We start from the raw sequence: 15,691 nt of genomic DNA on the forward strand, positions 1-15,691 counted from the left end.
CAACTCACAGCCGAACAAGTTGTGGCAATGAATAGTTTACAGGAGCTGACTAGCGCTCAGTTTGGCTTATTAAATATTTCTGGGTTACCGGTTTCTGTTATTGCCAATTTAACCTCGACTGAATATGCAGGTCTTAGCGCAAAACAGACAGCGGCATTAAGCGCGGAACAAATTAATGCCCTGCAACACGTAGACTTGCTGTCGGTTGCGGCGGTAAGTGGATTTACAGCCGCTCAAATGCCTGCTTTGAGTGATAACGTGCTTTCGAATTTAAGCGCACAGCAGGTTGCTGCAATAACGCACTTAAGTGCACTGAATAGCCAACAGTTCGGGCTGTTAAATATTTCCCAACTGTCCGAATCAGCTATTAACGGTTTAAGCAAAACGGAATATGAAGGATTAACTGCACTTCAGGTTGCCACCTTAAGTCCTGCACAAATTAAGGCGATGTACCACCCATCCTGGATGTCGGATGCCACTGCGAGTGCTTTCACACCAGAACAGGTGCAAAACATCAGTATCGGTATGAACTGGTTCTCGGCGGGTTGGTTAAATAACCTGAGCCTTGAAACATTGCAGGCGATGACGCCTGTTCAGGCAGGCCAGATTTCCAGCGCAACGCTTGCGGCCCTGGATAACGAGCACTTGCACTCCCTTAGTGCAGAACAGATCGGCGGCATGAATAACTTTGGTGGGCTGAGTAGTGCGCAATTTGGCCTGTTAGATCTTTCCAAAATGCAAACGTCAGTCTTTAGTTATTTGAGTGACACCGAATATAAAGGGCTGACAGCTAATCAAATTGCCACCTTAAGCGCTGAACAAATTAACGCAATGGGCCATGCCGCATGGATGACCGATGATGCTGCATCTGGGTTTACGCCAGATCAGATTAAGAATTGCACCCAGAATTTTTACTGGTTCTCCCCTGGCTGGTTTAATAACCTGACGACAGAAGCATTCCATGCAATAAAACCTGAACAGATGGGCCAGGTGTACCTTGATGCCTTTAATGGGCTGGACGCTGAACGTCGTGCCCAATTAACCGCGGACCAGGTTGGCGGAATTATCTATAATTTTTACTTCTTCTCTTCTGACTGGTTTAACAGTTTAAGTCCGGATGCGATGAAAGGGATAACTGCCGATCAGCTTGCCCATATTCAGACTGACAATTTTAAGCATTGGGATAACGACCATTTGGCTGCATTAACGGCAGCACAAGTCGCAGTTGCTCCGCACCTGAATGCACTGACTAGCGATCAGTTTGGGTATTTAAATATTTCCGAACTGCCAGTTTCGTCCATTAAGCAATTATCTAAAACTGAATATCAAGGGTTAACCGCTCAGCAAATTGCCTCATTAAGTGCCGAGCAAATTCAGGGATTGCAGCACCTTAGTTGGATCTCAGCGGCCGCAACTCAAGGTTTTACCACCGCCCAAATGCAGGCCTTTGGCAATGATTTATCAGGTTTTTCCTCGACATTCCTCAATAACCTGAGTCTGGATGCAATGAGTGCGCTCACTCCGTCACAGCTTAAGACCCTTACTCCTGTTGCATTTATTGGGCTGGAATATCGACATTTCCTTGCTATGAATAATTTCTCTGATTTGATTGATATGGTGTCGTCGTTCACTTCCGATCAGCTGTTAACGCTTTCCCCAATGCTGTCTATCGAGCAACAGGGGCTTCTGTCACAAGGCCAACAGGCGTTAATTAACAAATCTGTGGATACGGGTTTCTCATTGGTTGACAGTGTGCATGACCCGATACTGAAAACCAGCATGCATAACGCAGTGACCAACGACTCTTCTTTGTTTAGCTTTACAACGATTGAGTCAATTCTTAAGGATTTAGCCTCTCAATTAACCGGTGACCTTAACGCAAACCAGTACAACGACATAAAATATTATGTTCAGCAAGTTGGCAATGTTTGTGGGACTGACTCGGCAGTCTACTCGCTATTAAGCGGGTTGATGGGCACCAATGGCGCATCTGTTTACTGGAGTGCTACCGGTGACGGGGAGCGAATTGGCAGCTTGAGTGAGGGCTCGTCAGCCACGCAATTTAATCAGTTAATTTCTACCTGGTTTGATGGTGCGAACGACCCGAAATCTTCCTCATCTGATCATGTTGATGGGCGCCCACTTTTCGCTAAAGGTGGCCCATCAATTAACGACATCACTCAAGGTTACATTGGGGATTGTTCGCTCCTGTCCGCACTTCAGGCGGTTGTTGAAACGGCGCCTGACTTCATTAAGTCAATGATTGTTCAGAACCCGAATGATACTTACAGTGTGCGCTTCTTTAATAAAGGCGTGGCTCAATGGGTCACAGTAGATGGCAATGCTTATAGCAGTGGTACAAATTCAGCAACCTCGAGTTGGGCGGCGATTGTCGAACGGGCGAACGTTGATTTTGAAGCGACTTATTTGAATGAAGTGAATGCTTACTCAAGTTTGCCTGGTGGCTACGACAAACTGGGGGAAATTACAGGTGACACCTACACAACGTTCAGAGCGGTATATACAACTGAGGAAAAATGGAATACCACGGACTTTGATATATTGAAAACCGCGGTACTAAACGGCCAACCTGTGCAGCTTTCTAGTTGGGATAGCTCCGTAAATGCTGATACTGGGCAAACCAATCTTGTTGGCGGGCATGCTTTTGCGATTATCGGTTTTGATGACGTAACGAATGATTTTATTCTTACCAACCCGTGGGGGGCTTTCCGTACTGACGGCGTCCAGGGAACATTTGAAGCCTCAATGGATCAAATGTGGCAGAAAGGAAATTACAATACCGGTATTGCTATCGTTAACTCAACGGGAGCATCCGATGCTGCCGGGCAACTTGTTCACGCTATGGCCGCAATGAATACATCACCTTCGGCAGCGCTCACAACAGCTGCGTTACCAGTCAATGTGAATAACGGCACTCTTGCTGCTTCACATGCCTGATAATTAAACCTTAATGTCTCCGTTCATTCTGGGTGGAGACATTTACCCCTACTATTCCCAATGTCTTTTTTCTTGATTTATATATTACTCATCAGTACTTGCAGAATATTAATATTCATCTATGTCGTCTTTAAAATATTTTTAATTTTTCAAAGCATTATTTGAAACGGGATTAATTAACTAATACTTTTTCCACCACTTCCTTCTCAAAGCACAGCTATGTACTAATGTTACACAAAGTGTTTCGACAGGTGTTTGTCGTTGTCTTTATGTGTCAGCACGTTATTACTTATTTTGGCTATGCAGAGACTGCTTATGAATAATATATATCGCTTAGTGTGGAGCCATGTTGCAAATAGTTTTATTGCTGTGGCAGAAATTTCTCGGGCAGGGAAAAAAGGCAGCAGGACTGGGCGAGGTAGCAGAAAGCTATTAACGACAGCAGCATTGATGCTTGCCGGGAGTTATTCAGGTGCTGCCAGTGCAGTTGATGTTATCAGGAATGCTGCATACCCAAACTATGCATTACTGCCTCCCTATGATGCCGTGAAAAATACCGGTTATGCGTTTTCCATTGATGGCCAGCCATTGGCGAATCATTATGCTGCGGGCACAACGCTTAATGTTATCGGTGCAATACCTAATATCGCCACCGGTACCAATGGTAACAGCACGGGCGTTACGGTGCTAAATGGTCTGCCGGGTTCCACCGGGACCGACCCGAATCGCATTATTACTATTGTTGCAACTGATTCGAATAATAATCCCACACCAATTACCGCGGCTAACATTGGGCAATATACCTATTCACCTTCTCCTGCTGTGCCACAAGAAAGTCAGGAGCTCAATGTTACTGTTCCAGGTCTTGACGGTAGCTATCAGGTCATCAGTGTTTATGATTCATCGAGCTTTATCTCAGCGGGTGACACACCGGTAAGTAATATGGTGTTACCGGTTTACGATCATAACTCCATTCGGATATTTAATAATTTTGGTATTGCGTATGTGGCTCCGACCGGCGGGCAGGCAAATATTAATGTCGGTTCAAGCGATCCCAATACTGCCATTGCTGCACCAGAAAATACCATCGATCTGCTGACCAAAAATTCCGTATTGGCAAAAGCTGACGGTAGTGCAGGCGTTGCCAGTGGCACCCAATGGCTTTCCGATAACTACATCCATTTTCGCCCGGCAATTGTCCTTTCAACCGATACGCAAAGCCTTGAGGCTCAAAGCGCAAAATACGACTTCTCAATTACATTGCCCAACTATGAACAGGTCGGGAATCGGGTACTTAAGCTTGGCAATAAAACCTTTGTTATCAACTCATCAAATGATATTGCCGAAGTTAATGACTTCCTGATAGGGGCGGGTGCATATAGCGGTAAACCGCAAATTCAGTACTGGCTCACAGCGGGTGCTGAGGTGAACGGTGAAGTTATCGACTCCACGGTTGAAGCACAAAACACCTACGACGCCATTATTACCGGCATGCTGGGTAAAGAAGAAAACACCAGTATCAATCTCACCTACCACGTCTGGGATGACAAAGGCGTACACAACAATAACGCCACACAACCCACCGGTGATTTAAACGTTATTTATGCCACTGGAGCACAAGCGACGGGGCTGGTGACTGCTGACGGGAGTCTGGCTGTTGATGGCGCATCTGCGGTAATGCGTGCTGATAATGGCGGCGTTATCACGAACGACGGTGCAATCAATGCGTGGCGCAGCAGCGGCAGCAGCCCAACTTCCGTCGGTATGATGGCAACTAACGCTACTGCGACTAACAATGGCACCTTAAATGCCGGATTGTTTATTGAAAAAAATGGCAGCAATCAGAATGTCTCTAACGCGGGTAGCGTGGGGATGGAAGGGGCTGGTAGCAGTACGCTGGTTAACAATGGCCATATTAATACCGCGATTACCGACACCACCACCAACAATGCGATTGGTATGCGTGCAACAGGTACGACAAATGCCACCAACGCCGCAACGGGTACTATCGCGGTGGTGGGTAATAGCAATAATGTGAATGGCAAAGCCGGTGGTTATGGGGTTTGGCTCGACCAAAATGCCACGTTTAGTAATGCCGGCAATATTTACCTCGGCTTCAATCCCGTTCTTAATTCAGCCACGCCAACTCCGGTGCCAATGACCGGTGGTGACCTTTCAGCTGGGATTCGTACGCAAAGCACGGCCGCCGTGAATAACAGCGGTACGATAACTATTGGTGAAATGACGCGTAATGCTGCCGGGATTTCAGTGGAAGGCGCAACGGGTGCGGTTACCAACTCCGGCACGATTAATGTATTAGGCAAACTCACTAACGGATCTGCTGCGGCAAACTATGGTCTGAACGTTGTCGATAATATTGGTACCGTGACCCACAGCGGCACCATTAACGTTGATGGCGACAACAATATCGCCATTAATGTGCTGGCGCAGAAAGCAGGTGCTGCGGTGACAACTACCGGAGGAAGTGCCATTACCGTGGGCAAGGCGGGTGACACCGGCGGTAGCGATGGCCAGCCTTATACTTACCGAAACTACGCGGTTTATGCCGAAGGGTTAAATACCCAACATGCGCAGGTAGATCTGAATTCCACGATAAGATTGCTATCAGCGGGGGCGATTGGTGTTCATGCGCGTGGTGATGCGCAAATTGATATTAACCCTGCTTCAACGCTCTCTTTCGAAAACGTTAAACAAATGGGTTATTACGCCTGGGGTAATAAGGCGAAGATTAATGTTGGCAATGCGAATATCAATGATAACGGCCAGGCTGACTCTATTTTATTTGCCGTTGACCACGGCGCGGTATTTGCTGGCGGCACAGGGGCTGCGGCGAGTTATCAGTTAACCGTGTCTGGTGATAACGCCACCGGGATTATTGCCAACGGCGTGGATGAAACAACCGGAACCAAGACTTCACTCACCACTGGGACCGCAAAAATATTTGTGAATGGTGAAAATGCGGTTGGGGTGAAAGTCACCGGAGGTGCGGTCGGTAATATTAGCGATGGCGGCATTGTGTTGCAGCATAACAATACAACCGCCGTGTTGATTGATGGGCGTAATTACAATATCGACGGCTCGATTGATACTGACGAATTGCAAACGCTGGTGACATCGAACGCTTCCGTCACAAGCAGCGCTGGGCAAAGCGGGATTGTTGGCTATAACGTTTCCCATGCGGGTGAGCTGAATCTCAGTGGTAGCGGTATTTCGTTAAATGGCACCAACAGTACCGGAATCGTTTTGCATGACAACGGCAAGGCGACGGTAGCTGCACCGGTGACTGTCTCAGGCACCAATAATATTGGCGTCGATATTCAAAACAATAGCGCACTGACTAACAACAATCTGATTAGTGTCAGCGGTGCGGTGGGCAGCGGGAATGTCGGTGTGCGCGTCGGCGGGACGAACGCGGTGGTGAACACCCTGGGCAACGTCAATGCCTCTGGCGGACTTGCCGCCGTTCAGCTGATTGGTGCTGGTGCTAACTTGACGGTTAACGGGACGGGTAACCACATTACGGCATCAGGTGGGGCTGATGGTGTACGGATGGATGCCGGAGCTGCATCATTTACCGCAAGTAATACCGTTATCGACATTTCTGGCAGTGGCGCAGGGATTAATAACAATGCTGACACCTCGAATATCAATCTTAATGGCGTGACCATTAATGCCTCAAATGGCCCGGCGATTCGTACGGCTGTAACGTTTAACGCCGCAGGCACTAACAACACGCTAAATATCTCCGGTAACGGCCAGGGCTTCGCCTTTATGGATGCAAATGGGGCTCCCACAACCGGGAATCTCACCATTGATAATGGTTACACCATCAATGGTACGGGGGCTGGCAGTGTCGGTATTCTGGCAAGAACCGCCGGTAATGTGAGTTCCGGCGCCACTATCAATATGGTGGCGGGGGCGGGGTCTGCGATAGTTGCAACGGATGGTTCTGTGGGCAGCAACCGGACAATCACCAACACCGGAGCAATAACAAGTCTGGGCGCGGGTGCTCCAGTAATTAACGCTTCCAGTGCGAGCAATACTACCGTCAATAACAGCGGTACGTTGCTTGCGGCGAATGCCACGGCGCAGGCCATTCTCACCGGGACCGGCAATGATGTAGTGGCATTAAGCGGTTCGGGGGCGAATACACGCGGCGAAATCAACCTTGGAAGCGGTAATGATAATTTCAGTTGGACGGCGGGTGCTTTCACCGGCGGCGTCACGTTTACGGGGGCAGATGGCAACGATAGTGCAACTCTTGGTGATGTTTCGCTTGCCAGCGTTACGCATATTTTAAGTGAAGGTGGCACCAATAATGCCTTAACGCTTAACGGCACCCATCAGGGGGCAGCTCCGGCTTTAATCGGCGCCTTTAACGCTGATGACCTCACGAAGGGCACCAATATTGGCACTGGCTGGAGTTCTTTAACCTTAAATGGTGATGCCACAGATGCACGTATTGTTGACGACCTGGTGCTTTCCGGTACGCAGGCCATAAACATTAACAACGGTGCGACGCTGCGCAGTGGCACAAGCGCTGCCACCACCGCTGACTCATCGATTCATAACTACAACGTCACCACTTCGGGAGCGACAAGCCTGCTGTCATTTGATGGTGCAAGCGATCAGATTTATACCGGGATTATCAGTGGCAGCGGCGGCATGGAACGTATCAACGCGGGCAAAACTACATTGCTTGGCAACAGTACTTACACCGGAAACACTTATATTGGCTCGGGGGCGGAACTGGCATTGGGTGATGGTGGCACTGTCGGTAGTGTGTCTGAAACCACCAATATCACCGATGATGGCATTTTGACGATTGACCGTTCTGACAACATTGCCCTTAACGGCGTGATTTCGGGGAGTGGGGCGTTCCATCAAGATGGCCTCGGGATTACGCGACTGGGTGGTGCCAACGCCTGGAAAGGGGCGACAGAAGTTAATCAAGGTACATTGCTGGTCAATGGTAATCAAAGCCAGGCAACTGGGCTTACCACCGTCCATTCGAACACCACATTAGGCGGCAATGGCACCATTGGTGGGGATGTCGCATTTGAAGGCAACACCACTCTGACGCCGGGAGATGGCGGGGTCGGCAAACTGACGATCAATGGTGATTTGACGTTGGCGAGCACCACCAACAGCAAGTTTGAGCTGGGCGAACCCTATGTGTCTGGTGGGGCACTTAACGATGTCGTGAATGTGGGGGGGGATCTGGTTCTTGATGGTGATCTTAATGTCACGCTGTCAAGTGGGGGCTATTTCATTCCGGGCGTCTATCGCCTGTTTAACTACGTAGGAGAATTAACCAATCACATCATGAATATTGTTTCACTTCCGGCGAATAGTGGTGGTGATTACTATATTCAGACTGCTCTTCCTAATGAAGTTAACCTTATTCTGAATTACTTGAATCCTGCTTCAGAACTGCAGTTCTGGGATGGTGGTAGCGCAGCGGGCCATGGGACAGGCGGTGTTGGTGGCGATAATAATGTCAACGGTGGCGATGGAGTCTGGCGTGCTAATCGATTCGGCCAGACGAATAACTGGACTCAGGGAAATGGCGTCGGTAATGAGCCATGGGCAGCAACTGCCTTTGCTGTATTTGAGGGACAAAAAGGCACTGTCACTATAAGTAATGACAATGGACGAGTCATCACCTCTGGTATGCAATTCCTGACAGATGGTTATGTACTGCAACAACTTAATGCCATCTCTCAATTGCATTACATCAGCACCGTAACGGATGCTTTCAATACTACGGCACCAAAACCGGCCAACCGTTTCCAGTCGGATGGGGAAACCGAGGCGGATAGTTTCTTTGTTATCCGGGTCGGGGCCGCGGGTAGTAATAATGTGACGACGACAATCAATGCGAATTTGGTTCAGGACGAGTTAGACAGCGGTGTAGTGCGATTACTGAAAACCGATCCGGGCCGTTTGATCCTCAATGGCATCAATGATTTCAGCGGTGGGGTAGAGATCTGGGGCGGAACTTTGCAGGTCTCTAAAGACGAAAGCCTGGGCGATTCAGGGACATCCATAACGATCAGAAATGCTTCGGCTTTGCAGGCGGGGGCTGATTTCACTACTAATCGTAATATTTATCTTGATGGCGCCACCGGTGGTTCGTTTGATTTATACGGTAACACCTTCACGCCGGCGGGTCTGATTGCCGGCGATGGGCCGCTCAACGTCTATGATACCTCGGGCGGCAGCGACAGCAGTTTCCTCGAGATGAACCGGAAAAATATTTATCAGGGCGATACCAATATTGTCGGCAACGACAATAACGGGCAACTGACCGTCAATGCTAATGCCACTGGTGTGTTTGGCAAGGTGAACAGCCAGGTTTCTGTTTCCAATAATGCATTGCTAAATCTCAATAATTCAGCCTCTGGTGAGGCCCATACCTTTGAAGTCAATGATGCGAGTCTGGCATTCCACGATACCGCAGGGGCCGGGCAGAGCACCATCAATCTGACACAAGGTGCTAATGCGACATTCACTGATGAAAGCCACGGTGATAACGCTAATGTAACTGTTGACGCCAGTTCGACACTTGCGCTCGAAGGCAGCGCGGATGCCGGTTCGGCGACGGTTGCTAACAGCGGTACGGTTAAGTTTGCCGACAATGCGCAGGGCGCAGGGGCGGTGATTTCAAACCTTGCGGGTGGTTTAGTTGATATCAGCGCGGCACTGGCCAGTACGTCAGTCGGTTCGTTATCGGGCGCGGGTAACATTGCACTGGGAGCCGCAACGTTGGTTGAAGGGGCATTAGGGCGCAATGACACCATCAGCGGCATTATTGGTGGCAGTGGAAACCTGGTGAAAACTGGAAACGGTACGCTGAATCTCACCGCAGCCAATACCTGGACCGGCAGTACCACCGCACAGCAAGGCGTGTTGTTGATCAACGGTAATCAAGTGGCTGCGACGGGTAAAACCACCGTCAATAACGGCGCAACACTCGGTGGTGCTGGCGTGTTGGGTGGCAGCGTTGTTGTTGATGACGGTGGGCACCTGGCCGCAGGGCAGGACCTGGCAAGCGTAGGTGTGCTGACAATGGGCGCATTAACACTCAACCAAAACTCACAAGTCGACTTCCAGTTTGGCCAGCCCTACACCGTTGGCGGCGCGCTTAACGATCTGATCAACATCAATGGCGATCTCAACCTTAACGGCAAACTGAATATCACACAGACTCCGGGTGGCAGCTTTGATGTCGGGGTTTATCGCGTGTTCAATTATACCGGTGCGTTGACCGACAATATTCTGGAGATAGGTTCCGCGCCTCCGGCAGCAGACGATCTCTATGTTCAAACCTCAATTGCAGGCCAGGTCAATCTGGTGAATCGCACCGGCTATGTCATGCGCTTCTGGGATGGATTTGGCGGCACGGGTGGGGCGCTGAAAAACAACGGCGTGATCGACGGCGGCAACGGTATCTGGCAAAGCGGCAGTGGTAATGATAACTGGACGACGGACGTCACTACCCCGGACGGACGTTTTAATACACCGTTTAGCGATGGTTCATTCGCGGTATTTGGCGGCACTGCGGGCAATGTCACGATAGATACAAGCCTGGGCGAAGTCGCGATTAGCGGCGCGCAATTTGCCACCGACGGTTACGTAGTTGGCGGTGATAACCTCACCACGCATACCGCCAATACCGTGATTCGCGTAGGCGATGGTACGGCGCCGAGCGCGGGCTACACCGCGACTATCAACTCGGTTATCGACGGCGAAGGCGGCATCAACAAGGCCGACCTCGGCACCTTGATTCTTAACGGTAACAACCAATACCAGGGCGGAACCCAGGTCAGCGGCGGCGTCCTGCAAGTTGCATCCGACAACAATCTGGGCGCGGCGGGAACCGGGATTGGCCTGAGCGGCGGCACATTGCGTTACGGTGCCGCCTTTGACACGGCACGCCAGGTCACGCTTTCCGGCGTCGGCGGGGCTATCGATACCAACGGCAACTCGGTTTCACTGTTAAACGCTGTCACCGGCAACGGCGACTTCACCAAGCTGGGTAAAGGCACCTTGACGCTCACCCAGGACAGCAGTTTTGCAGGACTTACCACCGTCAGTGATGGTGTGCTGCAATTGGGCAACGGTGGAACGGCAGGTAATGTGGGCGGCAATATTGTCGACAACGCGACTCTTGCGATTAACCGCAGCGACACCTTTACCCTAAACGGCGATATATCGGGCAGCGGGCGAGTCTGGCAGCAAGGTAGTGGCACCACTATTCTCAACGGTAGTAATACCTGGAGTGGGATTACTCTTGTCGAGAAAGGGACTTTGCTTGCGTCGGGCGAGGACCGCTTTAGCCAGAAATCGAGCCATATTGTCAGCAGTGGTGCCACTCTGGATACTGGCGGCTACAGCCAGTCAGTCGCCAATCTGGTTAACCAGGGAACCATCAATCTGCGTGGCGGTGATGTGGGCTCAACACTCACGGTGAATGGTAGCTATGTGGGTGTCGATGGCACGTTGAAAATTGCTGCGCAACAGCACAGCCCTGGTGTTGCTGACCGTCTGGTTATCAATGGTGGCACTGCTTCTGGCAGCACGCTTTTGGATATCGATGTTAGCCAGTTGGGCGAGCCTACTACGGGTGATGGTATTTTGGTTGTTGACGCCGTTAATGGCGCAACTACCACCGCACAGACCACTAAAGATGCCTTTAACATCGGCGGCGATATTCTGACTGCCGGAGCCTGGGAATACCAATTGTTTGCCGGAAATGCTCAGGGCGCGGGCGAGGATTGGTTCTTGCGCGCGGGCTATCGACCGGATGTTCCAGGGTTTGATACGCTGGCCGCGATCATCCGCCAGGCTGATCTTACTGTTCTCGGCACACTTCACCAGCGTGTGGGTGATGAGCAACCGTACAAGGCCGATGTGCCTGAAGATCAGGAAGGGCGTTTCTGGGCGCGTTACATCGTGAAGTCGGTCGATCAGAAACATGATGACCCAACCCAATCGCAAAGCAGCACCAACTACAATGGCATGCAGATGGGGCTTGATCTCTGGCAGAACGATAAATGGCGTGCGGGTTTGTACACCACCTTTATGGATACTGACAGCTCAATCAGTGGCATAACCGGGATGAGTGGCGGCGACGCTTATAACTCTACATTCTCGTCTTACCTTGGCGGCTACGGAACCTGGACTGATACCAACGGCTTGTATGTCGATAATGTTTTGCAGTACGGATACCACTCGGTTGATTTGAAGAATATGTATGATCGCGAGACTTACAATCCTGATGGCAATTCGTTTACGGCATCTGTCGAAGTGGGTAAACCGTGGCAACTGGGTGACAGTAACTGGCTGATTGAACCGCAGGCGCAATTAATCTACCAATACAGTGATTTTGATGACGTAACACTCAAGGATCGTGGCAAAACCAAAGTCTCGGTTAATGCTGACGGTTCTGTTATTGGTCGCCTCGGCGTTCGCCTGGCGGCGGATTACGATACTAACTACGGCAAAGTGAAACCGTATGTGCGCGTCAACTACTGGCAGGAGCTCTCTGATGGGCAGGACACCGTGACCTGGAAGAACACGGCGAATAACGCCGCAGCAACGGATATCAATGCCAACCAGCGCTTCCAGACTACCGAAGTTGCCGTCGGCACCACATGGGCAGTGACTGCGGATGTACAGGGCTATACTGAAATCGGGAAAACATGGGATGGCGGAGGTGATACTTCCGTGTCATCAGATGTTTCGGCGTCGGTGGGTATGAAGATCCGCTTCTAATATGATTTTGGGGTCAGGATCGTTAGTATGAATGACCCGCTTTCGCAGGTCGGATTAGCGAAGCGACATCCGACAAAATCAGGAGGAAACATGAACATCAGCGATGTAGCGAAAAGGACCGGTTTAACCAGCAAAGCGATTCGTTTTTATGAAGAAAAGGGGCTCGTGACAGCACCGCTTCGTTCTGAAAACGGCTACCGTAGCTATTCGCAAAAACATCTTGATGAGCTGACCTTGCTGCGCCAGGCACGGCAGGTGGGGTTTAATCTTGAAGAGTGTCGCGAGCTGGTCAATTTGTTCAACGACCCGGCGCGACACAGTGCGGATGTGAAAACACGTACGCTACAAAAAGTGGCGGATATTGAAAAACATATCAGTGAGCTTCAGGCGATGCGCCAACAACTGCTGGCGCTTGCCGAATCCTGTCCAGGAGATGACAGCGCAGATTGCCCGATCATCGATAACCTTTCGGGCTGTTGCCATCGCCAGTAATCAGTCGCTACGCAATCTTCGTTTTCCGTAGGTAGGATTAGCGTAGCGCCATCTGATAACTCACGCTTGAATGGCTTTTACCTTCAACGTAATCCCTTCAACAGCTACCACCACAATATCGGTGCCTGCTGCTAAATCGCTATCTGCCATCACCGGCCATGAGCTATCGGCTACCCGCACATGGCCGCGGCCATTAACTAACGCGGTTTCCAAACGCAAACGCCTGCCAATAAGCTGGTGACCGCGCTGATTGAGCACTTCGCCTGGCTCTTGCTGTTTACGTGTCGACAGCCAGCGCCACCACAGAAAAGCGGCAACCAGTGTGAGCACGGCAAAGCAAACGCCTTGCCATTCCCAACCCAGTGGCAACACCCACACCAGCAAACCGGTGAGCACTGCCGCAACACCACTCCACAGCAGATAACCACTGGCACCGAGCATTTCAGCCGCCAGCAGCAGACCTCCCAACGTTAGCCAGAAGATATGCGCGTGGGTAAATATCACGGCAATCATCTTTTACGCTCGTTACCGCTTTGCGCGATAAGTTCGCTAATCCCGGCAATCGAGCCCATCAGGCTTGTGGCATCAAGCGGCATCAGCACCACTTTGCTGTTATTGGCAGAGCCTATCTGTTGCAGTGCGTCAGTGTATTTCTGGGCAACAAAGTAGTTAATCGCCTGAATATCACCAGCAGCGATAGCTTCAGAAACCATTTTTGTCGCTGCGGCTTCCGCTTCCGCACTACGTTCACGGGCTTCTGCCTGTAAGAACGCTGACTGGCGCTCACCTTCCGCTTTCAGGATTTTTGACTGCTTATCCCCTTCGGCTTTGACAATTTCCGCCTGACGAATACCTTCAGCTTCGAGAATGTACGCACGCTTGGTACGTTCAGCTTTCATCTGCGCATTCATCGCGTCAATCAGCTCCGCCGGTGGGCGCACGTCTCGGATCTCAATACGGGTGATTTTTATCCCCCAAGGATTGGTGGCTTCATCAACGATATGCAGCAGGCGTGTGTTGATGTTGTCACGCTGCGAGAGCATTTCGTCGAGCTCCATTGAACCGAGCACGGTACGGATGTTGGTCATGGTGAGGTTCATGATAGCCAGCTCAAGATTGCTGACTTCATACGCCGCGCGCGGGGCGTCAACGACCTGAATAAAGCACACCGCGTCGATGGCGACGTTGGCGTTATCTTTAGAGATGATTTCCTGAGAAGGGATGTCGAGCACTTGCTCCATCATATTGATTTTGCGGCCAATGCGGTCCATAAACGGCACCACAAGGCTTAAGCCCGGCATCAGAGTTTTGGTGTAACGGCCGAAGCGCTCCACGGTCCATTGGTAGCCCTGCGGCACGATTTTTACCCCGGCGCCGACGATAATCAGCGCGACGAGGATCAGTACGGGAATGACGATTAGCATCAAAAAAACCTCCATTGTTTATTTGATGTAAGTCTAACCCTTTACGTGGAAAGATTCAGCGACTTCCGATACCCGTCATCCTTCAAGCTGCAGAGGTGTTGGCTGCAACTCGAATGCTAACGGGTATAACAAAGAGGCCATTTGATAAATACTTAATAAAGCAGCGAATACATCTGGCGGCGATACTTAGAGGCCAGCGCATCACCGGTGCCCAAGGCTGCGAGAATTTCCATTAGCATTTTGCGCACTTGCCCATCAGCGGCAGCCAGGTCTTTTTTCAGATGGCTAAACAGTAGCTCCAGCGCTTCTTCGTTACGCCCGACCTGATGCAGTTGCAGCGCCAGTTGGCTGGCTAACAGCGCGTTTTCAGGATCTTGCTCAACTTGTTGCTGCAGTTGCTGAATTTCTGGTGTGTCGGCGGCTTGTTTCAGTAAATCAATTTGAGCCACCAGACCCTGGTAACGTGTATCTTGATCCTGCAATGGAATGGTTTTCAGCACTGCCTCTGCATCTTCGCTACGGTTCAGCGCAATTTGTACTTCCGCCAGCATTAGGCCAATTTCACTGTTCTGGTTGGAAATCTGCCAGGCGTCTTTAAGCAACGGCAGCGCTTCAGCGTGCTTGCCTTCCTGCATCAGTAGCATCGCTTCTTGCGCTTTCAGCTCTTCTTCACGCGGCAGAACTTTTTCCAGCAGCGCGCGAATCGCTTCTTCAGGCTGTGGTCCCTGGAAGCCATCAACAGGCTGACCATTCTGGAACAAATAAACCGTTGGGATGCTGCGCAAACCAAACTGAGACGCGACCATTTGCTCGGCATCGCAGTCTACTTTGGCAAGGATAAACTGCCCTTGATACTGCGCTGCAAGCTTATCCAGAACCGGTGTTAACTGTTCGCAGTGTTGGCTGCGTGCCGACCAGAAATAGAACAGAATCGGTGTAGTAACGGACTGTTCCAGCACCTGGTGCATGTTCGCTTCGGTGATATCAATATTGTACGGTGCAGACATGGCTTAACT

The 15,691-nt window shown here is 50.6% G+C and carries 6 protein-coding genes; 3 read left to right on the forward strand and 3 right to left on the reverse strand.

The window, feature by feature from the left end; all coding sequences use genetic code 11:
- From M977_RS15925 to cueR, 3 genes are all read left to right on the forward strand, one after another.
- The coding region (locus tag M977_RS15925) for a C2 family cysteine protease (RefSeq protein WP_209438608.1) at positions 1-2,958 on the forward strand (2,958 nt) is incomplete at its 5' end.
- 315 nt (positions 2,959-3,273) lie between these two features.
- Positions 3,274-12,759, forward strand: a complete 9,486-nt coding sequence (locus M977_RS15930) for an autotransporter-associated beta strand repeat-containing protein (RefSeq protein ID WP_064516771.1) — start codon at positions 3,274-3,276, stop codon at positions 12,757-12,759.
- 90 nt (positions 12,760-12,849) lie between these two features.
- Positions 12,850-13,251, forward strand: a complete 402-nt coding sequence (gene cueR / locus M977_RS15935; RefSeq protein ID WP_064516773.1) for a Cu(I)-responsive transcriptional regulator — start codon at positions 12,850-12,852, stop codon at positions 13,249-13,251.
- Positions 13,252-13,311: 60 nt separating this feature from the next.
- Here the strand turns inward: cueR and M977_RS15940 are convergent, their stop codons facing one another.
- The 3 genes from M977_RS15940 to M977_RS15950 all read right to left on the reverse strand — a co-directional run bounded on the left by M977_RS15940 (position 13,312) and on the right by M977_RS15950 (position 15,682).
- Entirely contained in the window at positions 13,312-13,764 is a 453-nt protein-coding gene (locus M977_RS15940; protein ID WP_064516775.1) for an NfeD family protein, read from the reverse strand.
- On the reverse strand, positions 13,761-14,675 hold the full coding sequence (locus tag M977_RS15945) for an SPFH domain-containing protein (RefSeq protein ID WP_064516777.1): 915 nt from the start codon (positions 14,673-14,675) through the stop codon (positions 13,761-13,763). The genes M977_RS15940 and M977_RS15945 overlap by 4 nt, the downstream gene beginning before the upstream one ends.
- A gap of 152 nt (positions 14,676-14,827) precedes the next feature.
- Positions 14,828-15,682: a co-chaperone YbbN gene (locus M977_RS15950; RefSeq protein WP_064516780.1), complete on the reverse strand. Its 855-nt coding sequence runs from the start codon at positions 15,680-15,682 to the stop codon at positions 14,828-14,830.
- Positions 15,683-15,691 lie beyond the last annotated feature (9 nt).

It is taken from the genome of Buttiauxella gaviniae ATCC 51604, assembly GCF_001654835.1.
Classification (GTDB): Bacteria; Pseudomonadota; Gammaproteobacteria; order Enterobacterales; family Enterobacteriaceae; genus Buttiauxella; species Buttiauxella gaviniae.